At 62.0% G+C, this 21717-nt stretch carries 16 protein-coding genes; 6 read left to right on the top strand and 10 right to left on the bottom strand.

All coding sequences use genetic code 11. From position 1 onward, the window contains the following. Nucleotides 1-2 precede the first annotated feature (2 nt). From CDQ92_RS19890 to CDQ92_RS19860, 7 genes are all read right to left on the bottom strand, one after another. Nucleotides 3-806 carry an SDR family NAD(P)-dependent oxidoreductase gene (locus CDQ92_RS19890; protein WP_088444013.1) on the bottom strand — a complete coding sequence of 268 codons (804 nt, stop codon included), beginning with the start codon at nt 804-806 and terminating at the stop codon, nt 3-5. Continuing rightward, a complete protein-coding gene (locus tag CDQ92_RS19885) occupies nt 806-1582 on the bottom strand; it encodes an SDR family NAD(P)-dependent oxidoreductase (protein ID WP_088444012.1) in 777 nt (258 codons plus the stop codon). Before CDQ92_RS19885 ends, CDQ92_RS19890 begins: the two co-directional genes overlap by 1 nt. After that, entirely contained in the window at nt 1579-2646 is a 1068-nt protein-coding gene (locus CDQ92_RS19880; protein ID WP_088444011.1) for a phosphotransferase family protein, read from the bottom strand. Before CDQ92_RS19880 ends, CDQ92_RS19885 begins: the two co-directional genes overlap by 4 nt. Next, complete coding sequence (locus CDQ92_RS19875) at nt 2643-3734, bottom strand: Zn-dependent alcohol dehydrogenase (RefSeq protein ID WP_088444010.1); 1092 nt, start codon at nt 3732-3734, stop codon at nt 2643-2645. Before CDQ92_RS19875 ends, CDQ92_RS19880 begins: the two co-directional genes overlap by 4 nt. A 107-nt stretch (nt 3735-3841) precedes the next feature. Then, complete coding sequence (locus CDQ92_RS19870; RefSeq protein WP_088444009.1) at nt 3842-5131, bottom strand: acyl-CoA dehydrogenase family protein; 1290 nt, start codon at nt 5129-5131, stop codon at nt 3842-3844. Nucleotides 5132-5243: 112 nt separating this feature from the next. Continuing rightward, the gene (locus tag CDQ92_RS19865) at nt 5244-6710 is read right to left on the bottom strand and encodes an MFS transporter (RefSeq protein WP_158213917.1); all 1467 of its coding nucleotides are present in this window, start codon (nt 6708-6710) and stop codon (nt 5244-5246) included. Then, complete coding sequence (locus tag CDQ92_RS19860; protein ID WP_088444044.1) at nt 6707-7564, bottom strand: SDR family NAD(P)-dependent oxidoreductase; 858 nt, start codon at nt 7562-7564, stop codon at nt 6707-6709. Before CDQ92_RS19860 ends, CDQ92_RS19865 begins: the two co-directional genes overlap by 4 nt. Nucleotides 7565-7736: 172 nt before the next feature. Between CDQ92_RS19860 and CDQ92_RS19855 the strand changes: the two genes are divergently transcribed. The 4 genes from CDQ92_RS19855 to CDQ92_RS19840 all read left to right on the top strand — a co-directional run bounded on the left by CDQ92_RS19855 (nt 7737) and on the right by CDQ92_RS19840 (nt 11673). Next, nucleotides 7737-8918, top strand: a complete 1182-nt coding sequence (locus tag CDQ92_RS19855) for an acyl-CoA dehydrogenase family protein (RefSeq protein WP_088444007.1) — start codon at nt 7737-7739, stop codon at nt 8916-8918. 3 nt (nt 8919-8921) lie between these two features. Next, on the top strand, nt 8922-10040 hold the full coding sequence (locus CDQ92_RS19850; protein ID WP_088444006.1) for an acyl-CoA dehydrogenase family protein: 1119 nt from the start codon (nt 8922-8924) through the stop codon (nt 10038-10040). Nucleotides 10041-10171: 131 nt separating this feature from the next. Continuing rightward, the gene (locus tag CDQ92_RS19845; protein ID WP_088444005.1) at nt 10172-10975 is read left to right on the top strand and encodes an SDR family oxidoreductase; all 804 of its coding nucleotides are present in this window, start codon (nt 10172-10174) and stop codon (nt 10973-10975) included. 182 nt (nt 10976-11157) lie between these two features. Continuing rightward, the gene (locus CDQ92_RS19840) at nt 11158-11673 is read left to right on the top strand and encodes a hypothetical protein (RefSeq protein ID WP_088444004.1); all 516 of its coding nucleotides are present in this window, start codon (nt 11158-11160) and stop codon (nt 11671-11673) included. 98 nt (nt 11674-11771) lie between these two features. On the opposite strand, the gene ppc is transcribed toward CDQ92_RS19840, so the two are convergent. The 3 genes from ppc to CDQ92_RS19825 all read right to left on the bottom strand — a co-directional run bounded on the left by ppc (nt 11772) and on the right by CDQ92_RS19825 (nt 15850). Then, a complete protein-coding gene (ppc, locus tag CDQ92_RS19835; RefSeq protein ID WP_088444003.1) occupies nt 11772-14450 on the bottom strand; it encodes a phosphoenolpyruvate carboxylase in 2679 nt (892 codons plus the stop codon). Between the two features lie 162 nt (nt 14451-14612). Beyond that, on the bottom strand, nt 14613-14981 hold the full coding sequence (locus tag CDQ92_RS21890; RefSeq protein WP_268239202.1) for a YbaY family lipoprotein: 369 nt from the start codon (nt 14979-14981) through the stop codon (nt 14613-14615). Beyond that, nucleotides 14945-15850: a HEPN domain-containing protein gene (locus CDQ92_RS19825; RefSeq protein ID WP_088444002.1), complete on the bottom strand. Its 906-nt coding sequence runs from the start codon at nt 15848-15850 to the stop codon at nt 14945-14947. The genes CDQ92_RS21890 and CDQ92_RS19825 overlap by 37 nt, the downstream gene beginning before the upstream one ends. A 764-nt stretch (nt 15851-16614) precedes the next feature. Here CDQ92_RS19825 and CDQ92_RS19820 point away from each other — a divergent pair. Both CDQ92_RS19820 and CDQ92_RS19815 read left to right on the top strand, forming a co-directional pair. After that, nucleotides 16615-20319 carry an ATP-dependent DNA helicase gene (locus CDQ92_RS19820; RefSeq protein WP_144035845.1) on the top strand — a complete coding sequence of 1235 codons (3705 nt, stop codon included), beginning with the start codon at nt 16615-16617 and terminating at the stop codon, nt 20317-20319. A gap of 287 nt (nt 20320-20606) precedes the next feature. Beyond that, on the top strand, nt 20607-21717 hold a 1111-nt coding region (locus tag CDQ92_RS19815), incomplete at its 3' end, for a GNAT family N-acetyltransferase (protein WP_158213916.1).

Genomic DNA, 21717 nt, shown 5'->3' with positions numbered 1-21717 from the left:
TATCAATGCGAAGTCTGGCCAAGCAGCTGGCGCGTCACGGGATGCGAACTGGTGAGCCCGCCGTCAACCGCGATCGCCTGCCCGTTGACATAGCTCGCCTGGTCGCTGGCAAGGAACAGCGCGACATTGGCGAGCTCCTCGGGCTGCGCGGCGCGCTTCAAGGGATTGAGCTGGCCGAGCTTGTGGGTGACCTCTTTGGCCTTTGCATAGTCGAAGGTTGGCTTGGTCATGCCCGTTTCGGTCAGTCCGGGGCAGATCGCGTTGACGCGCACGCCGCTGGTGGTGAGCTGCTGCGCCGCGGTCTTGGCGAGGTTGATGACCCCCGCCTTCGACGCCGAATAGGCGCCCGGACCCGCGCCCGAATTCAATCCCGCGACGCTCGCGGTCAGCACGATCGCGCCGCCGCGGCCCTGATCAACCATCGCTTTTCCGGCATGCTTCACCATCAGCGCCGGGCCGATCAGATTGACGCGCAAGGTTTCGGCCCAGGCGATCGGATCGAAATCGAAAATACCGCCCATGTCGCCGATGATCCCGGCGTTGGCAAAGGCGATGTCGAGCGCGCCATAAGTGTCGTTCGCGGTCGCAACGAGCTTGGCGACGTCGGCTTCGACCCCCGCGTCAATCTCCAGTCCGACAGCTTCGCCTCCGGCTTCCTGCACCAGCTGCGCGGTCTCATGCACCGCCGCCGTCTTGTCGCCGAGCACCAGCTTCGCGCCTTCGGCCGCAAAGCGCAGCGCGCTGGCGCGGCCGATGCCCGAACCGGCACCCGTAATGATCGCAATCTTGCCGTCCAATGCGCCCATCATGCGCCTCCTGAAATCGTGGCACCGCCATCGCACACGATGGTCTGGCCGGTGGTAAATGCCCCTGCCTTGCTGGCAAGAAAGACCGCGGCGCCCGCGATCTCGTGCGGCTCGCCGATCCGCTTCAGTGTCGAAGCAGCAGTCGATCGTTTCAGATTCTCGGGATTTTCCCACAAGGCGCGCGCCATATCAGTGCGGATAAGCCCGGGCGCGATGCAATTGACGCGCACGCCGCGCGGCCCGAACTCGACCGAGAAATTGCGCGCGACCTGCATGTCGGCGGCCTTCGAGATGCCATAGGCGCCGATGATCGGCGATCCTTTCAGCCCGCCGATCGAGCTGATGATGGTGATCGACCCTTCGCCGCGGTCGAGCATCTCGGGTGCGACCATCGTGATCAGCCAGTGGTTCGACAGGATATTATTGTCCATGATCTTGCGGAACTGATCGTCGGTGATCCCCAGCCCGGGACCATAATAGGGGTTCGACGCGGCGTTACAGACCAGCGCGGTGATCTTGCCGAAGGCGGCGCGCGTCTCGTTGACGAGGTTCTGCAAATCGTCCTTCGACGAGATGTTCGCGGCGACCGCGATCGCGGTGCCGTCGCCGAACTTCGCGTTGATCTCGGCGGCGGTGGCATCGCAGGCATCCTGCTTGCGGCTCGAGATCACCACTTTGGCGCCCTGTTCGGCCATCGCTTCCGCGGTCGCCTTGCCAATGCCGCGCGACGATCCGGTGATCAGCGCGACTTGCCCCGTCATATCGAACAGGCTCATGCGCCGGCCTTTCGTGCAAAGTCCCACGCCCGCTCGGCCAGCGGACGGACGCGTTCGGACATATCCTTGGCGTGCTGCGATGAAGCGGTGCCTTCAATCACGCGCTTCTTGATCCCCTGGATGATCCCGGCGAGGCGGAAGAAATTATAGGCGAAATACCAGTTCATGTCGGGCACCCCGGTGCGGTCGGTGGCAGCGCAATAGCGTTCGACCATCTCGTCGAGTTCGGGAATGCCCAGTGCCTGCCGGTCGAGGTCCATCACCCCCGAACGCCCGCCATTTTCGGTCACCCACGCCATCGCGACATAGGTGAAATCGGCGAGCGGGTCGCCGAGCGTCGACAGCTCCCAGTCGAGCACCGCCAGAACCTCGGGCCGATCCTTGGCAAAGATCATATTGTCGATGCGGTAGTCGCCGTGGACGACGCTGGTGCGCGTCTGTTCGGGCAGGGTGGCGGGCAGGAACGCGATCAGCTGTTCCATCTCGTCCATCGTCTCGGTCTCGGCGAGGCGATACTGCTTGGTCCAGCGGTCGACCTGGCGGCCGAAATAATTGCCGGGCTTGCCATAATCGGACAGCCCTGCCGCCTCGACATCGACCTTGTGCAGCGCGGCGAGCGTGTCGATCATCGCTTCATAGGTCGCGCGGCGGTTTTCCGGGGTCGATCCCGGCATTGCGCCGTCCCAGATCGTGTGGCCATCGACCATCGCCATGACGTAAAACCAGCTGCCGGTGACGCTGTCGTCGGTGCACAGCCCATATTGGCGCGCGACCGGGAAGCCCATTTTATGCAGCCCCGACTGGACCTTATACTCGCGATCAACTGCATGCGCCGAGGGGAGCAGCGGGCCATAGGGTTTGCGGCGCAGGACATAATTGCCCGACGGCGCCGAAATCTTGTACGTCGGGTTCGACTGGCCGCCGGCAAATTTATGCTGGGTCAGCGGACCTTCAAATCCCTCGACATTGGCTTCCATCCACGCGGTCAGCTTCGCTTCGTCGAGCACGTCGGCGCCCTCGGGCGCGACGGTGCCGCTGAAGGCCTTTTGCGCGTCGAGCGTCATTGATCGAAAACGATCACCGACCGAGCGGCGTCGCCTTTCTTCATCTTGTCGAACCCTTCGTTGATCCGCTCCAGCGGGATCGTTTCGGCGACGATGCTGTCGAGGTCGAGCAGCCCGCGCAGGTAGAAATCGACCAGCCGCGGGATATCGACGGGGAAGCGGTTGCCGCCCATGATCGCACCCTGCAGCTTCTTGCCCGAGAGCAGATCCATCGCCGACAGGCCGACTTTTTCCGACAAGGGCATCATGCCCAGGATCGTCGCGGTGCCGCCGCGGCGCAGCGACGCGACCGCGAGTGCGGCCGAGGCCGGACGCCCGACGGCTTCGATTGCATGATCGACCCCGCCCTTGCTGAGTTCGAGGATCTGCTTGGCGGCATCGCCATCCATCGCGTCGACGACATCGGTCGCACCCAGCTTCATCGCCAGCGCGCGCTTTTCGGGAACCGGGTCGGCGGCGATGATCCGCCCTGCGCCCGCGATCTTCGCGGCGTTGATCGTGGCCAGCCCAACCCCGCCGCAGCCGACGACCGCGACGGTCTCGCCCGGGGTCACCTTGCACGCGTTGAAGATCGTTCCCGCGCCGGTGGTCACCGCGCAGCCGATCACCGCGGCGCGGTCGAGCGGCATGTCGGGATCGATCGCGACGCACGCATGCTCGTGGACAAGCATCGTTTCGGCAAAGGCCGACAGGTTGAGCATCTGGTTGACCAGGCTGCCGTCGGGCCGCGTGATGCGCGGCGCCGAACCGGCGGCGCGGCGGGTATCGCCGCCCATGCACAGCGACATGCGGCCGCTGACGCAAAACTCACAATGACCGCAGAAGGCCGAAAGACAGGTAACGACCGCGTCGCCGACCTTGACCGTGCGCACTTCGCTGCCGACCGCCTCGACGATGCCCGCCGCTTCATGGCCGGGGATCGCGGGCAGGGGGTGCGGATAGGCGCCGTCGATGAAATGCAGGTCCGAATGGCACAGCCCGCAGGCGGCGGTGCGGATGCGCACCTCGTGCGGGCCGCAATCGGCGATCTGCACCGTCTCGATCGACAGCGGCTGGCCGGGTTCGATCAGAAGCGCGGCTTTGGTCATTTAAACTACCCTCTCTCGCCGTTTGCCCTGAGCCTGTCGAAGCGTCCCTCTTTCCTGTGGTAAAGAAGGATGGTGCTTCGACAGGCTCAGCACGAACGGATTATCCTTTAGCGTGACACCCCGATGTCGCCCGACGAAAAGCCCGGGTCGCTCGCCGCGCTGTGCTTGGCGAATTCGATCCGCGCAATCGCGCGTTCATGGACCTCGTCGGGACCGTCGGCGAGGCGGAGCGTGCGCTGATGCGCATAGGCGTTGGCGAGACCGAAATCTTCGGACACGCCCGCGGCGCCATGCGCCTGGATCGCGTCGTCGATGATCTTCAGCGCCATGTTCGGCGCCTGCACCTTGATCATCGCGATCTCGGCAGCGGCGGCCTTGTTGCCGACCTTGTCCATCATGTCGGCGGCCTTGAGGCAGAGCAGGCGGGTCATCTCGATGTCGATACGCGCGCGCGCCAGACGATGTTCCCAGATGCTGTATTCGGCGATCGTCTTGCCGAAGGCGACGCGCGATTGCAGGCGCTTTGCCATCTTGGCGATCGCTTCCTCGGCGGTGCCGATGGTGCGCATGCAGTGGTGGATGCGGCCCGGGCCGAGGCGCCCCTGCGCGATCTCGAACCCGCGGCCTTCGCCCAGCAGCATCGCTTCCTCGGCGTTGACGCGGACGTCCTTCAGCTCGATCTCCATATGGCCGTGCGGCGCGTCGTCATAGCCGAATACGGGCAGGTGGCGCAGGATCGTCACCCCTGGCGCGTCGAGCGGCATCAGTACCATCGACTGCTGGGCGTGACGCTTGGCATTGAAATCGGTCTTGCCCATCACGATCGCGATTTTGCAGCGCGGATCGCCCGCGCCCGACGACCACCATTTGGTGCCGTTGATGACATAATCGTCACCGTCGCGTTCGATTCGGCATTCGACGTTCGTGGCGTCGGACGACGCCACCGCAGGCTCGGTCATCAGGAACGCCGAGCGGATTTCGCCGTTCATCAGCGGCAGCAGATATTTCTCTTTCTGTGCGCGCGTCCCGTAGCGGTGGAACACTTCCATATTGCCGGTGTCGGGGGCCGAGCAGTTGAACACTTCGCTGGCGAAACCGATGCGCCCCATTTCCTCGGCGCACAGCGCATATTCCAGGTTGGTCAGGCCCGGGCCTTCGAATTCGATCGTTTCGTCGACATGATGATGCGCGGCCGACTTTGGCGGCATGAACAGGTTCCAGATGCCCGCGGCCTTCGCCTCGGCCTTCAGTTCCTCGACGATCGGAATGACCTTCCAGCGGTCGCCCGCCTTGTCCTGTTCCTTGTACGTCGGGACCGCCGGACGCACCTTGCGCTCGATGAATTCGCGCACCCGGTCGCGCCAATGAGTCTGCCGGTCGGTGAGATCGAAATCCATCTAAGCATCCTTTCCGTTTACGTTCGCGTAAGCCTTTGGACCGATTCGTCCTGTTTTGCCAACCCCTGCGGGCCGATTATTACCTCATTCCGTCGTCAACTGACATTTTCCGTTACGGATGCGCGCCACTTGCGTCGACATCGGCGCGCGCCGCATCGCCCAAGATCGCAATCCGCGCCTCATGATCGGCGCGCGAGATCGGAAAACGGCGCATCACGATCAGCCCGAGAAGGCCGATGACGAGGACCGACAGCGCATAGCCGAGCGCCAGATTGCCGAGCACCGCATCGCCAACCTCGCCCGGTTTGGCGCTAGCCGGAAATTCCGCAAACGACAGGATCAGCCCGGCGAGGAAAATGCCGACCCCGGTCGCGCATTTCTGCATGAAGAAATAGCCGGCGAAGAACAGGCCTTCGGACCGCCGCCCGGTTTCGCTCTGCGACGCTTCGACCACGTCGGCCATCATCGATGACGACAGGATCATCAGGACGATCGAAAAGCTGTTGGAAACAAAAACCAGCGCAAACATCGTCGCGACACTGGGTTTTCCGGGCAAGCCGGGGAACACGCCCTGGATCCACGCGAAATAGATGCCGCTGTTGACCAGCAGCGCGATGGCGCCCGCGACAATGGCGCCGTCGCGCTTGCCAAGCTTTGCCGACAAGGGTCCAACGATCACAAAGGCGGCGATCATTGAGGCGAACAGCAGGAAGACATAAGCGACCATCTCGCCCTGCGTGAACTGCCAGAAAAAGCCGAGCAGGTAATTGTTCATCGAAAAGGTGATGCCCTGATTGATGAAGCCGAACAGCGCCGCAAAAATCAGCCATAAAAAGGCGCGGTTCGACAATGTATCGCGCATGTCGCGCAAAATCTGCCGCAGCGTCATCACCGGCTTCACATCGGTCAGGTTCGACACGGCAATTCGCTTATGCTGTCCGGCGGCCGATACCAGCACGGCGCCCGTCATCATCAGCGCCCCGGCCAATGCGTAAGGGAAATAGCCGTCAGGATCGACGAGCCCCTTCGCTCCGCCGAAAAACACCCCGTAGGCGAGCAGCAGGATCAGCAGCCCGCCGCCCCAGCCGAACAGGAAGCGAAAGCGCATCACCGCCGTGCGTTCGTCATAATCGCCGGTCAGTTCGGGGACGATTGCGACCGACGGCACTTCGCAACATGACACCAGCGAACGTACGATGATCGCGAAACCGATCAGCCACGCGACCGTCATCGTGTCGCTCATCGCGGGCGGGCTCCACAGCAGCATCCACGCGATCGCGAGCGGGATTGGGGCGATGTAGAGCCAGGGCAGGCGGCGTCCCCATCGGCTGCGCGTGCGGTCGGTGAGCTCTCCGATCACCGGATCGACGAACGCGTCGGCGATCAGCGCCATCATGATGGCGGCACCGACGATCCCGGCGTCGAGTCCGATGACCTGATTGTAAAACAGCAGCAGAAAGGTCGAAAAGCCGTTGTCCTTGACCCCGTAAGCAATGCTGCCAAGGCCGTGCGTCGCTTTCAGCCAGACCGGCAGTTTTTCGGGGCGCGGCACCGCGGCGGTTGCCGCCGCTGTGGTCACGCCGCCGCTCCGGCCTTGGCCGCTTCCTCCATCGCGACCAGCGCGTCGAACATGCCCGGTGCCTCGGGATCCCAGGCGTGGCGCTGGCCGATCGTCAGCCCGCCGTCGACCAGCAGATGCGTGCCGGTCATGAACGACGATTCGTCGCTGGCCAGGAACGCCACCGCATTGGCGATGTCGTCGGGCTGGCCGCCGCGCGCCACCGGCTGCGCCTGCGCGCTCATCCCGGCGATGACGGCATTGGCCTGTTCCTTCATTGCGTCGGGGACGTCGAGCGATGCGGTGAAGATATTGGTGTTGATGAAGCCCGGACAAATCGCGTTGACGCGGATGCCATAGCGGGCGAGGTCGGTCGCTGCGACCTTCGACAGGTGGAGCACCCCGACCTTGGCGACGGCATAAGCGGTGGGCGAATAGCCCGCGCCGAGCGCCGCGACGCTCGCGGTGTTGATGATCGACGCGCCCTTGCGCCCCTTCATGTGCGGCGCCGCATAGCGGATCCCCATCGCGACCGATTTCAGCACCAGGTCCATCGTGCGGTCCCAGCCTTCGGGGGTGATCTCGTCGATCGGGGCGCGGTCACCGCCCGCCGCGGCGTTGTTGAAGACGATGTCGATGCCGCCGCCCTTTGCCGCGGCCGTGTTCATCAGCGCTTCGATGTCGGACGGCTGGGTCACGTCGCAGCGGACAAAATCGATCTTGCCGTTCGATTGTTCGGCGAGCGCGCGTCCGCCCGCTTCGTCGATATCGGCAGCGAAGACATGCGCGCCTTCGCTGGCCAGCTTCAAAACCGTGGCTTTGCCGATTCCCGATGCGGCACCGGTGACGACGGCAATCTTGCCTGCGAATCGCATGACCCATTCTCCCGTTTTCTTTTGCCACTTAGCTTAGGGACGAAGCAGGGCGCGTCAACGGCGGCCTGTCGGACGCTACGGCGCCGTAACGGCAGGTTGGGCCGCCCAAGTTGACGCTTGCGTAAAGCAGGCGACTGCTCCTAGATTTGGGGCAGGAAGAGGAGCCTGAAACATGAGCGATCTGGACGCTTTTCGCGCCGAAGTGCGCGGCTGGCTGGAGGCAAACTGCCCCGCCGAAATGCGCGAACCCATCCGCGAGGAAGGCGATGTCTGCTGGGGCGGGCGCAATTGGGTGTTCAAGAATGACGCCCAGAAGCAGTGGCTCGAAGTCTGCGCGGCCAAGGGCTATACCGTCCCCGACTGGCCCAAGGCCTATGGCGGCGCGGGCCTCACCCCCGAGCAGACCAAGATTTTCAAACAGGAAATGAAGCGCATCCATGCGCGCTCGCCGCTCGACAGCTTCGGTATCTGGATGCTCGGCCCCGCGCTGCTGCAATTCGGTACCGAGGAACAGAAGGTCCAGTACCTCAACCCGATCGCGCGCGGCGAAATCCGCTGGTGCCAGGGCTATTCGGAGCCCGGTTCGGGCAGCGATCTCGTCTCGCTGCAAACGTTCGGCGAGGACAAGGGCGATCATTGGGTCGTCAACGGATCGAAGATCTGGACCAGCTATGCCGACCAGGCCGACTGGATCTTCTGCCTCGTCCGCACCGACAAGGCGAACAAATATCAGGGCATCACTTTCATGCTCTTCGACATGGCGAGCAAGGGCGTCACGACCAAGCCGATCCTGCTGATCAGCGGCAATTCGCCCTTCTGCGAAACCTTCTTTGACGACGTCGAAGTGAGGAAGACACAATATGTCGGCGAGATCAACCGCGGCTGGGACGTCGCCAAATATCTGCTGGGGCACGAACGCGAGATGATCTCGGGCGGCGGCGCGGGCGGCGACATGGTCAGCATCGGCGGCGCCTTTGCCAAGGCGTTCGGCAAGAATGCCGCAGGCGAACTCGACGATCCGATCCTGCGCGCCGAAATGGCGGCATTCGACGTCGATGTCTTCGCGTACCGCGCGATGGGCGAACGCTTCATGGACATGTGGAAGACCGGCCGCGCGCATCCCGCGTCGTCGAACATGATGAAATATGTCGGCACCGAACTCAACAAGCGCCGCCACGAACTCGTCATGTCGGGCGGCGGCAGCGAAGCGCTCGAATGGGACAGCGAAGAAACCAAGGGCGGCGCGCGTGCTCGCGGCTGGCTGCGCACCAAGGCCAATTCGATCGAAGGCGGCACGAGCGAAGTCATGCTCAACGTCATCGCCAAGCGTATCCTCGACTTGCCCGGAGCCTGACCCATGCCTTTGTATCACAATGACGACCAGGCGATGCTCAAGGACAGTGTCGCGCCCTTCGTCGCCGAACAGGCGCCGGTATCGCACCTGCGCAAGCTGCGCGACAGCGCCGACGCCACCGGCTTCTCGCGCGAGCTCTGGACGCAGTTCACCGAAATGGGGCTGCCCGGGATGCTCGTTCCCGAGGCGCATGGCGGGCTCGGCATGGGGCATATGGAGGCGGGCATCGTGCTCGAGGAAATCGGCCGCAACCTGACCCCATCGCCCTTCCTGTCGACCAGCGTCGGCGCGGTCGCCGCGCTCGCGAAAGCGGGCGGCACGCAGGCGGGCCGCTGGCTCCCCGCGATCGCATCGGGTGAAGCGATCATCGCGCTCGCGATCGACGAGGGCGCCAAGCACCGCCCCGACCGCATCGCGGCCACCGCGACGCGCGCCGGCAACGGCTTTCGCCTCGACGGCAAGAAAAGCTTCGTCCTCCACGGCCATGTCGCCGACATGAGCATTGTCGCGGCGAAGACCGACGGCGGGATCACCCTGTTCGCGGTGCCTAGGGACGCGAAGGGGGTCACCGCCGATCCGCGGCGGCTCGTGGATTCCAGCTTCGCCAGTCACGTCACCCTCGACGGTGTCGAAGTCGATGCCGACGCGGTGATCGGCGAAGTCGATGCGGGCGGTGAGATCCTTGACGCACTGCTTGCCGCGACGCGCACCGGCGCCGCGGCCGAAATGGTCGGTGTCGGGCAGGGCGCGATGGACATGACCGTCACTTACCTCAAGGAGCGCAAGCAGTTCGGCAAGCTGATCGGCGAGTTCCAGGGTCTCCAGCACCGCGCCGCGCATCTCTATGGCGAAATGGAAGTTGCGCGCGCGACGGTGATGAAGGCGCAGCAGCTCCTGGACGAGGGCAATGAGGGCGCGAAGCTGATGGTGTCGGTCGCGAAAGCGAAGGCCGGCCGCGCCGCCAACCTCGCGGTGCGCGAAGGGGTCCAGATGCACGGCGGCATCGGCATGACCGACGAATATGACATCGGTCTTTATATGAAGCGCGACCGCGCGCTCGCTGAATATATGGGTGATGTGCATTATCACATCGACCAGGTCGCCCGGATGAACGGCTACTAAACTTGATCCCCTCCCGCTTGCGGGAGGGGCAGCGAGCCCCGGGCTTGATCCGGGGCGCAGCGGGGAGGGCATTGCGCCCACAGGCCCCACCCCAGCCCTCCCCTCCAAGGGAGGAAAAAAAGGATGAGACAATGAACCTTCAGGACATGTTCGGCCTCGACGGCCGCATCGCGCTCGTCACCGGCGGCTCGCGCGGCATCGGCAAGATGATCGTCGAGGGCTATCTCGCCGCAGGATGCGCCCGCGTGTACATCTCGGCGCGCAAGACCGCGCAGATCGAGGAAGCCATCGCCGATTTCGAAACGCGCTATCCGGGCAGGGTCATCGGCCTGCCGGTCGACCTCGCGACGGTCGAAGGCTGCCGCGCACTCGCCAAGGAACTCGAAGCGCGCGAAGAGCGCCTCGACATCCTCGTCAACAATGCCGGCGCGGCATGGGGCGAACCGTTCGAGGGTTTCCCCGAGGCGGGCTGGGACAAGGTGATGGACATCAACGTCAAATCGCCCTTCTTCTTGACGCAGGCGCTCCACGGCCTGCTCAAGGCGGGCGGGACGCACGAACGCCCATCGAAAGTCATCAACATCGGCTCGATCGACGGCCAGCGACTCAATCCGTGGGAAACTTACAGCTATCATGCATCGAAGGCGGCGATCCTCTACCTGACCAAGCGTCTTGCGGCGCGGCTGGTCACCGATCATATCCTCGTCACCGCGATCGCACCCGGCGCCTTCCAGTCGGACATGAACAAGGCCGCGCGCGACCATGGCGACGCGGTAGCGCAGAGCATTCCGGTCAAACGCATCGGCGTTCCCGAGGATATGGCCGGCGCCGCGATCTTTCTTGCGTCGAAAGCGGGTGACTATGTCGTGGGCGACACGATCACCGTCGACGGCGGGTTGGTGCACGGCGACCTGCGGACCAGCATCGATGCATGACGCTCGCGTCTCTCTCATCGCCACCCTCGAACGAGCCATGTAGCTCGCTCGACTTGATCCGGGGTCCATGACCGCGCCCGCGGCATGGATGCCGGATCAGGTCCGGCATGACGAAAGAGGGGTCGATTGACTCGCCCAGCTTCAAGGTGTATTATTTATATAACTCACCAAGGAGATATCCCATGCGCCTCGCGTTCCTGATCCCCCCGATGATGCTCCTCGCCGCCTGCGGATCGGACGAGAAAGCCAACGACGCCACCGAAGTCTCGATCAACGCCGGCGACGAGCATGGCGGCGTCCAGATCAAGGCCGGCAAGGACGGCGGCAATATCAAGATCGGCGGCGAAGGCGCGTCGATCGACATCGACATCCCCGATTTCGTCGACCTCGACATCGAAAGCGATTTCGACATCGATGGCGTCAAACTCTACCCCGGCAGCAAGGTGACCACGGTCGACGTCGATGCCAACGAGAAGAATGGCGCCGGCAAAGCGACCGTCAAACTCGGCTTCACCTCACCCGCGGCGTCGACCAAGGCCGCCGACTGGATGGCGGGCGAATTCGCCAAAAAGGGCGTCAAGGTCACTCGCACCGGCGACACGCTGGCCGGCAAGGACAAAGACGGCGCCGATTTCCGCATCAACTTCGCCCCCGATGGCGCCAATGCCAAGGGCGAGGTGGTGATTACGAAGACCTGACACACCGCCGCCCCCGCGCAAGCGGAGGCCGCTTGAGGCCTTGATCTTCGTCGCTCCGCAAACCGGACCGCGTCCCCCGCCTGCGCGAGGGCGACGCGTCAGCCGCTATTGCGCAGCGCCGTCGCAATGGCGTTGATCGTCAGCTGGATGCCCTCGGCAATACGCGGGTCGGTCTCCCCCGCGCGGTGGCGCTTCATCAGCTCGATCTGGAGCAGGTTGAGCGGTTCGATATAGGGCAGCCGCAGCCGGATCGACGCCTCGAGCGCCGGGTTTTTTTCGAGCAGCCGCGTCTGGCCGGTGACGGCGAGCAACCCGTCATGCGCGCGGTTCCACCCGTCGCGGATGCGACCAAAGATCGCCTTATGCCCGTCGACATGCCCCGCCAGCTCGGCATAGCGCGCCGCAATCCCCATGTCGGATTTCGCGAGCACCATCTCCATATTACCGAGCAGCGCCGCAAAGAACGGCCAACCCGCCGCCATGTCCGCCAGCAGCGCCTTGTCGCCGAACGCCGCAAAACCCTCGCCCGTCCCGTACCAGCCGGGCAGCATCGCGCGCGCCTGCGCCCAACTGAACACCCACGGGATCGCGCGCAGATCCTCGATCGCACTCGACTTGGTGCGGCTCGACGGGCGCGATCCGATTTTCAGCGTCGCGATCTCGGCGATCGGGGTCATCGCGCGGAAAAAATCCTTGAACGCCGGGGTGTCGTATACCAGCCCGCGATACGCCGCGAAGGCGCTGTCCGACAGCGCATCCATCGCTGCGGTAAAGCGCGCCGCATCCGTGTCGCTCAGCGCCTCGGGCTCCAGGCTCGCGAGCAAACTCGCCGACACCATCGCCTCCAGGTTCGCCGCCGCGCTCGCTGCGGTGCCATATTTCGCCGCGATCACCTCGCCCTGTTCGGTGATGCGGATACGCCCCTGCACCGTGCCTGCGGGCTGCGCCCGGATCGCGGCAAAGGCGCTGCCGCCGCCGCGCCCGACCGCGCCGCCGCGGCCGTGGAACAATTGCATCGCGGTGTCGGCCTCGTCGAACACCGGGGTCAGCGCCTGCGACGCCTGATGCAATCCCCAGGTCGAGGTCAGATACCCGCCGTCCTTGTTCGAATCCGAATAGCCGATCATCACTTCCTGATGCCCGCGCTGTCCGACCTGCGGTCCGATTTCGGGCATCGCGAAATAGCGGCGCATGATGTCCGGCGCCTTGTCGAGATCGGCGATCGTCTCAAACAAGGGGACGACCATCAGGTTCGATTGTCCTGCCGCTTCGCCGCTGCGCCACAATCCGGCTTCGCGCGCCAGCACATGAACCTCGAGCAGGTCGGACAGGGTCTGCGCCATGCTGATGATCCACTGACAGATCGCATCGCCGCCCAGCCGCGCGCGCACATCGGCAGCGGCATGGACGATCGCGAGCTCGCCCGCGGTCTGGTCGCTCCACTGGTGCCACGGCGCCGCGAGCGGCCGGTCGCTTTGCAGTTCGGCGGTGAGCAGCGCGACGCGCGCATCTTCGTCCAGCGCCAGATAGTCGGCGCACACGCCCGATACCTTGAGCAGCTCGGCGAGCACCCGTTCGTGCACCGCGCTGTTCTGCCGCATGTCGAGCGTCGCAAGGTGGAACCCGAACACCTCGACCGCGCGGATCAGCCGCCCGAGCGCACCGATCCCGCCAAACTGCCCCTGGCTGTTCGCCGACAGGCCATTGGCGATCGTAACGAGGTCGCGGCGGAAATCGGCGGGGGTCGCGTAGGCGTCACCCTTCAGCGCCGAAGGCCGCGGCGGCGCCTTGCCGACGATCTGCATATAGGTCGCGCACAGCCGCGCATAAATGCCCGACAGCGCGCGGCGATAGGGCTCGTCGCGGCGGCTCGGCGCGCTGTCGCCGCTCGCCTCGGCCAGCGCCTCGACCGCTTCCGGAACTGCGGCCAGACTCGCCGACACCGACAATTCGGCGCCCAGCCCATGCACCGCGTCGATATAATGGCCCAGCACCGCCGCGGCATTGCGTCCCGTCGCCATCACCATCGTCTCGGCAGTGACGAACGGGTTGCCGTCGCGGTCGCCGCCGATCCAGCTGCCGACGCGCAGGAAACTCGCGGGGCGCTGCCCCAGCTCGGTTTCCCAGCGCGCGTATAGCTTCGGCACCACCGGCAGGAACACGTCGCGGAGATAGGTGAGCGCATTGTCGATCTCGTCGGCGACGAACAGTTTTTCCATGCGCAGCGGCCGCGTCTGCCACAGCAGCACGATCTGCCGCCGGATCGCATCCTCGACGACATCGCCCTCGGGCGTCTCGTCGGCGCCGCTGTCGCGCAGCAGCATCAGCTCGGCGATGCGGTTCTTGTGGTCGAGCATCGATTTGCGCCGCACCTCGGTCGGGTGCGCGGTCAGCACCGGCGCGACGAGTGAGGCGCTGAGCAGCGCGGCAATCGCGTCGCTATCGATCCCGTCGGCTTTCAGCTTGTCGATCGCCGCCGCGACGGTCGCCTCGGGCTCGGCGGCAACCCCCTGCCGGTCCTCGGCCAGATTGGCGAGCATCGAAAACAGCATGAACCCGCGCACGAACGCGACCGTGTCATCCAGGCTCAGCGCATCGAGCCCCGGATCGATCGCCTCGGCCCCCGCGATCCCGCGATGCCGATCGACGCTCGATGAGCGGATATATTCGGTCTGCCGGAACAATTTGTCGCCGCCATAGGCGCGAATGACGTCACCGAGGATCCGCCCGAGATAGCGGATGTCGGGATTTTGCGAGATCTGGATAGGCGGGCCCATAAGCCGCTTTGCTGCACCTGCGAAGGCGCAGCGTCAAGCGGCAGGGTCGCGCATAGCTATGCGCCGCCCACACCTTCGTATCCCGGCGAAAGCCGGGATCTCCCCGTATCGAATAAACGCGAGGTCGAGATCCCGGCCTTCGCCGGGATGACGAGAATAGGCCTAGCGCGTCTTCACCAGCGTCAGCGTCCCCATGTCGATCCGGCTCCGGTCATCGAACGCCACGCTATTGCGTGTGTCGGTGATGAACATCAGCCGCCCCGATGCGTCGGTGATGCGCGCCGACACCGCATAGCTGTGCCGCGGGTCGAGCGGACGCTGGTCGACGGTCAGTGAAAAGGCAAAAGGCACCTGGCGGCCGTCGGCGGTAAAGCTTGGACGATCCGCGATTTGCGGGCGGGGCCATTCAGGGACTGCATCGACCTGAATACGGCCCGGCTGCGCAAAGACGGCTACCCTTTCTCGACGCGCTGTAGCCAGCGGCTGCTGAGCGATCAGAGGTCGGCGTTCTGCCGGAGCCCATCGAGCCATTCGCGCGACACCGTCTCGACCGCGTCGCGCAACATGGTCACCGCTGACCTGATCGCCTGCAGATCATCGCTACCGATGTCGTACGCAGCCGAGTAGCGAGCCTCGACATATGCGCGTTTCGCCAGTTCAAAGCGCCGGCGGTCGAGCTTCGTTGCCCGCGGCCAGGCCTCGACGAGCCGCGGGTCACGGTCCTCGGCCAACGAGCGCAAGAACTTCAGATTATGTGAGCGCGGAACATAGTGGCTGCGTACCAGCAGGAAGCAGGTGTAGGCGCGTTCGGCGGCTTGATGCAGCGTGAAGGCGGCGTCGTTAAACTTTCGCTTCTCGATGCAAAAGTCTGCGATCTCGAGCGCATCGTTCAACTTCGCAGACCAGTCCGCAAAATAACCGCTGGCCATTTCATAGGCATCAGATGCCGTCAGCGGCATCGGCGTGGTCAGTTCACTGCCGGGCAGGTCGTAAATCACGATGCCGTCGCGCGCGATGTCGACCCAAAAATATTCGCCCCGCTTCAGGCCGCGGTTCACCTCCTCGAGCGTGTGGACGATGATGTTAATGGGCCGCGCGATCTCCGCATCGCGCAGGATCCTATCCTCGGCGACATACCAATATTCGGCAATATCGGTGAGATTGGCGTGGCTGACGATGATCAGCAGATCATAATCCGACTGATAGCCATTCTCGGGCTCGTCGACCCAGTCGCCGCGCGCATAGCTGCCGAACAGAACGATCTTCCGGACCTTGCCGTTCTTCTTCCATGGCTGCGTCGCACGCGAAGTCGCGACGGCAAATTCGTCCATCAAAATCCGCGTCGCGCGCGTCAGTTCTTCCTGCTGCGCCGGGGGCAGATGGTCGACATCATTTCTCATCACCGGATTCTCGCCATCTTCTCGCCCGGTGGCAAGACCTCATTGCGCCCGATCGCTGTCGATTGCCCCAGATCGGATGCTAAAAACTATGCCGAGCCGATCAGCGCAAAGCTGTTGGAAAGCAGGGGTTCGCGCGCCCACTCGGCATAGTGGACCGCTCGGCATAATCGAAGCACTACCGCATCACTGAGGATGAGCTGCAATGGCTTGGCGGCTGCGTCGAGGAACTGGGCCGCGCTGTTCACACAATCTGCTCAGAACGCATCGCCGAACTTGAAGCGCGCGCGGGTCAGAACCCGCCTCTCGCTCCCGTCTGATACCCTGCCTGAAACCGCGATGTTGCCGGGACACGATTCTTCGCATCGGCCCCCAGAATTTCGCGCGGATGGTGCTCGTGCGCTTACAGGACCGAGAAATTTGACCTATTTTTTGTTATTTTTCAGTATGTTGAAGAGCTTATTTTGATGGCCCCCAAGCCTGCCCCCGGAACTCCGAGGCATTTTTTTGGGGCCTTGGCGACCTTATATTGTATCGCTGGTGGCCATGCAATCTCACAGTTTCAGATCGGGCGACTCCGGTTCAGACTCTGTGGTCCGAAGCGGAAAAGTGCTCAAAGCGATAAGCAACGGCGAGCTCTAACATTCGGAGATGTCGGCGCCGGCTGTTTCAATCGCCTGTAATCTGGGCTGCATTTGGCAGTTCCCCTCATATCGAAACACTGTACCTGCTACCGCAGACACTATTCTATAATCGAGGGGGCTTTCGTGACCTGGCATATTACAGCGCGGATGGCGTGGCATGATCGTGGTTGGGACGGTCACGTGTGCGACGATCCGGCAGCGAACACCTATTGCTCGGGTAGCCACTCGCTACTGTCTGAACGTCTCGCACGCGAAAAGAAAATCGAGTGCGAGACCCCTTGCCGTGCGCTTGACGCCGATCTTCCCGGTTACCAGCCCCCCTGTTTCTGGACGTCGTCGGCCTTCGCTACCAATGCGACGCAAACACTGCATCGCCATCCCTTCTCAAGGTTGAGCGATAAAAAGCAGATCGTAGACGAGCTTCCGGCCAACACGGTCTACACATGGCCCTTTCGGCTCTCGATCACACACAATAGCAAAGAGCAGCACGGACAATATTTCCCCGATCTTGAACAGCGGATCGAGCGTTATCGAGGCCGGCTAAGCGCGGACCGCTCGTTGATTTTTCTTTATCTGAATTATGACAACCCCATCTCCGCCGACGAGTATAAATATGCTTTGGTTGGCTGCGTGCGACTAAAAGATATCAAGGATGCAGGCACCTTCCAGTTCGACGAGAAAGAGCTCGAGAAGCTTCGCAGCCAATCTGACAGTATGAAGAATTTCCCAGTCATGAATTGGGCACTGAAGCTAGAGCATCATGGGAAGGAGGCAGGCGTCGTCCTGCCCTACCATGTTTATCTCAAGCATATCGAAACGCATCCGGACGATGAAACAAAACTGGAAGAAATACGCGTCCTCATCGACGATCCGGCCCTGCTGCCGCGGTTCAAATATGTCTCCGAGCAGGTCCATGACGATCATGCACTGAACCTTCTCTACAAGTTGAGACGAGCTCTGCAGCGGGCGGAAGCGCATGGCATAGCCGATGTAGGAGGCGCTATTGACAGGCTCGAAGATATCATCGCGGATTGCTGGGCTGACCGCAGCCTTTACCCAGGTCTCGGTTCTATTGTTACCGCTCTTGCGGACCTGTCAGAAGGGGAAGTGCAGCCCCAAGGCGAGGCGGGGCAGGCTGTGGTGGCGGCACTCCGAGCGTCCCTTCCAGCTGATGTCGATTTAGCGGAGACGCTTTTTGCACATCTGTCGGAGAAAGGAACGCCAGACGTCCTTGCCCCGTTAAAACCTACTTGGCAGCGGGCACGGGCCGGCTTCCGGGACAATGCGTCGCGGCTCCCACTTTTGCGGAAGCTCGCTCTATTCACGTTAACGCCGCGCCAAATTGGTCGGATCCTATTTACCGATAGCGATGGCGGTTCGACCTTCGGCGGCTTAGCAATTGGCGACGATGATATCGCGGCCAACCCCTATCTTCTTGCAGAATCTTATATTCCGACAACTACCGTCGCGGCCGAAGAGCGCGCCGACCTTGACCGCGAGCAACGTTCGGATAGCCCGATAGATTATGCCGTCATCGATATCGGGATGTTTCCCGACTTCAACCACATGGACCGGCACGAAGATCTTCACGACCTAACCGTCGCAGGACCTGAGCGGCTCCGGGCCTTTTCCATCGAAGCTCTGCGCAGCGCCGAAGCGGCGGGCCACAGCTTTTTGTCGCAGACAGCTTTGGTAGAGCATGCCGCGCAGCACCCACTTTTCTACCGCGAGAAGCTCGCAATAAGCCCGGCCCAACTCTTGTCTTCAGGCCATCTCGCCCACTTCCGGGAGCGCCTCCACGTCGAGGTGGTCGATGGCGCTCATTATTTTTACCGCCAATCCACCTGGAATGCTGAACAGACTATCATGCGCGTCGTCTCCGAGCGTCTTGCATTGCCGACGATCAAGGCCGACTCCGCTTGGATCGAGGGCTATGTTGCAAATGAAGTGGCGGCACTTAGTGCCGCGATCGGCGCCTTCGACGCCGAACTTTTTGCGGTCGAGCGCACCCGCCTCATGACTGGTGCGCTGGCTGAGCGTTTTTATTGCGCGACCGGACGCCCTGGATCGGGAAAAAGTCAGGCCTTGTTGCGATTGCTTAAGGAGTTTGAGGACAGAGGCGAGACCACATTGGTGCTCGCGCCAACAGGCAAAGCAGCGCTCCGATTAAATCAGGAGCGAGGTAATGCCGCGTGGGAGGCTCAAACGATCGATCGCTGGATATGGCGATCGGGTCTCGGACGATTCACTGACGAAGATGCGGATCTCGCAGCCATGGTGCGATCAGGCAAACTGGAGCCGTTCGACAATCTCGTAGTCGAGGAAAGCTCGATGGTGAACCTGTTCCAGCTAGCGTTGATATTCCGCGCTATCGAGGTTCATCAGCCCACGCTAACAAAGCGTCTCATATTGGTTGGCGACGAAAACCAGCTCCCGCCTATTGGCTGTGGCAAGCCGCTCCAGGACATTCTCACGCACCTTCGCGCCAACGAACAGTTTGAGAAAAATAATCATGTGCGACTGATTACCAATTGCCGACAGAAGCATGATCCAAAGGTAATCGAGGCCGCCCACCTCTTCGCTGGCCGCAATCGCTACCATAGCGAGCTCTTCGACGCGATGTGTAAAGGTGGGAAGATCAGCGATTTTCTGACCGTTCGTTACTTTGACAACACCGATGAACTACATGGCGAGGTTGAAAACTTTATAGACGGAGTGCTTGATGACGCCGTGCCCGGCCATGCGGAGATGCCGAGGCAAGAGGCTTACAATCTGCTCCTCAATCTGTACGAAAACGGAAACGTGAAGGGGTTCAAGTCGAAAGACCTGGCTCTTGATCGCGCTCAGGTTCTTTCGCCCTATCGCGGAGGAATTAGCGGCACGCTGGGGCTCAGCCAATTTGTCGCCAGCACATGGCGGGCCGACGTGCGCGACACGAAATGGGGTGAGACTGATGGCTTCTTCCACTCGGACAAGCTTGTCCGAGTGACGAATTACTATACTTGGAACAGCGGCACAAAAACGAGAGATCTTCGCCTTTCGAATGGCTCGATCGGCGTCCTTTCCAGCACCAGAAAAAGCGGCTGGCAGGGCTTTTTTCCAGAGAGCAATTGGTCGCTGGATTGGAAAAAGATGCAAGCAGAAGACTTTGAACTCGCCTATGCATTAACCGTCCACAAAGCGCAGGGAAGTGAATTCGCGGAAGTGCTCATGGTGGTGCCGGAGCGCCGGGCCTTGCTTTCGAGCGAGCTCCTCTACACCGGTATGACGCGTTCACAGGGGCGTCTGACATTGCTGGTTGAACGCTCTGATCGCGCCAACCCGCTGCGTATCGCAAGAGATCGCTCGGTCCTAGCAATGCGCAATTCCTCTGTATTTTCAGCGCCATTCGACAGCGCCCGTCTATTCGAGCCTGAGCCCGGTGTTCGCGTGCGGTCCAAGATTGAATATATGGTCTATTCCAGCCTCGTCCGCGCCCGCGAGGAGGGAAAGTTAAGCTTCGCATATGAAGAGCCGATGAATCTTCCCTTTGGCGACCGCACCGTAAGCATCCGGCCCGATTTCACCATTCAGACGGGCGGCAAGACCTTCTTCTGGGAGCATCTTGGCATGCTCGATCGGCAAGATTATGCGCGCGATTGGCGAGAACGGCGGAGGGCGTACGAAGTTGCCGGGTTGGCGGACGCGCTGATTACCACCGATGATGCAACCGGCGTGAGGAGTGAGATACTCAACGCAGCCATTGCAGACCTTTGTACCGGGACGCTGGCGGGGCGGAGAGATCTCGGTTTTTCAGATCACCATTATCAGCTCGGGTCGACGGCTTAAGGCCGGTTGCAGTCTGGCAGTTTCGAAAAGACAGAAAGCTAAAGCTGCCATTCTTCCTGCATCATCATGTGGCGGGAGCCTTTAAGGTGATGCGATTTTGTGCCGATGGGAAAGCGAGAGACGGCGGCCCGCGGCGCGACGATGTTCCGCATCGAAAAAAGCGCCGAATTTTTTGGGCGCCTTTTCAAGGCCTTTTTAGTTTCACACGTATTCGCGCCGGACATTACTCCAGGTCGTCTCTCAGCACTTCCAGTTGCATGACGATTAGATTTCGCTCAACTGGGTCAATGAGGGGACAAATAAACACTTCCAAACAAACCGTCGAAATTAGGCTCCTGACGCTTCGGCACGAGATTGAGCCTTATGTTGGCAGGATTCGAGAGGCGGCAGATCGGGAGAAGGCAGCTTTTGGCTTTCTTCCTGCCAGGGCATATGACGAATTTGCCTATCAAGGCCGCATGATCGTGGCCGTTGATTCAGGAAGCGCGCTCGTCGGTTACACACTGTTCGGCGGCGCCTTGCCTCAGGGTCGTATCTTCCAAACGTGGGCTTCCCCGGATTTTCGAGGCCAAGGGGTCGGTCGCCGACTTCTCCTAGAAGTTATCCGGGTACTCGAAGAATCAAGCTATCTGAGCGTTAGGGCTGACGTGGCAAGCGATCTAAAGGACGCCAATGGCTTCTATTCTGATCTTGGATTCGAGGTCATTCGGACTCGCCCCGGCGGCAAGACCCGTGGCCGCACGATCAATGTTCGGGTGCTAGAACTCTCAACGCCAAGCCTTCTAGATTTCGCTATTGCCAATCCATCCGCCCTTGGGTCGCTGTCGATCGCCGCGCCGTTGGCCGGCCGCGCACCGCTGTACGTGTTGGATCTTAACGTCATTTTCGATGTAACGAAGCAGCGGGTCCGTGGACCGGCGGCGAGCAGAGTAATGGCCGCGGCATTCGAAAATGACGTCCGGCTCGCGATTACGGCCGAACTTGTTAAGGAACTGGAACGGCATTCGAAGCCCGAAAGCAGCGACCCGGTTCTTGAGCTAGCGAAGGCGCTACCTCGCCTACCATTGCCGCCTAGGTCGAGTGGGGACGCCTACATGGCGGAACTTGCGCTGATAGTATTTCCCGACCGTACCCGTGACGGAAAGCTGACGGTCCAAGACCGGTCCGATCTGATGCATTTAGTGGCAGCAATTCACGAATGTGCTGCCGGGTTTGTCACTTCTGAAAAGGCTATCCTCAGAGCAGCGAAGCTGTTGCATTCGCGATATGGCCTAGGCCGTGTTGACAAAAGGGATTCCCAATCGCGTCGACTTCTGATTCAAGACTGCTTTTTGAGGAGCAGTCATGGGTCGCGGGGATTTGTCGGAAGCGGAGTGGGATCTGATTGGGCCGCTGCTG

It is taken from the genome of Sphingopyxis bauzanensis (assembly GCF_002205675.1).
GTDB lineage: Bacteria > Pseudomonadota > Alphaproteobacteria > Sphingomonadales > Sphingomonadaceae > Sphingopyxis > Sphingopyxis bauzanensis.
This window is presented reverse-complemented; position numbering and strand designations above follow the sequence as displayed.

Excerpts from the sequence above, each read along its gene's own strand:
- CDQ92_RS19845 (WP_088444005.1), top strand. The coding sequence starts at position 10,172 with ATGAACCTTCAGGACATGTTCGGCCTCGACGGCCGCATCGCGCTCGTC.
- CDQ92_RS19885 (WP_088444012.1), bottom strand. The coding sequence starts at position 1,582 with ATGAGCCTGTTCGATATGACGGGGCAAGTCGCGCTGATCACCGGATCG.
- CDQ92_RS19840 (WP_088444004.1), top strand. The coding sequence starts at position 11,158 with ATGCGCCTCGCGTTCCTGATCCCCCCGATGATGCTCCTCGCCGCCTGC.
- CDQ92_RS19890 (WP_088444013.1), bottom strand. The coding sequence starts at position 806 with ATGGGCGCATTGGACGGCAAGATTGCGATCATTACGGGTGCCGGTTCG.
- CDQ92_RS19855 (WP_088444007.1), top strand. The coding sequence starts at position 7,737 with ATGAGCGATCTGGACGCTTTTCGCGCCGAAGTGCGCGGCTGGCTGGAG.
- CDQ92_RS19870 (WP_088444009.1), bottom strand. The coding sequence starts at position 5,131 with ATGGATTTCGATCTCACCGACCGGCAGACTCATTGGCGCGACCGGGTG.
- CDQ92_RS21890 (WP_268239202.1), bottom strand. The coding sequence starts at position 14,981 with ATGGCTCGATGGGCTCCGGCAGAACGCCGACCTCTGATCGCTCAGCAG.
- CDQ92_RS19825 (WP_088444002.1), bottom strand. The coding sequence starts at position 15,850 with ATGAGAAATGATGTCGACCATCTGCCCCCGGCGCAGCAGGAAGAACTG.
- CDQ92_RS19860 (WP_088444044.1), bottom strand. The coding sequence starts at position 7,564 with ATGCGATTCGCAGGCAAGATTGCCGTCGTCACCGGTGCCGCATCGGGA.
- CDQ92_RS19880 (WP_088444011.1), bottom strand. The coding sequence starts at position 2,646 with ATGACGCTCGACGCGCAAAAGGCCTTCAGCGGCACCGTCGCGCCCGAG.
- CDQ92_RS19850 (WP_088444006.1), top strand. The coding sequence starts at position 8,922 with ATGCCTTTGTATCACAATGACGACCAGGCGATGCTCAAGGACAGTGTC.
- ppc (WP_088444003.1), bottom strand. The coding sequence starts at position 14,450 with ATGGGCCCGCCTATCCAGATCTCGCAAAATCCCGACATCCGCTATCTC.
- CDQ92_RS19875 (WP_088444010.1), bottom strand. The coding sequence starts at position 3,734 with ATGACCAAAGCCGCGCTTCTGATCGAACCCGGCCAGCCGCTGTCGATC.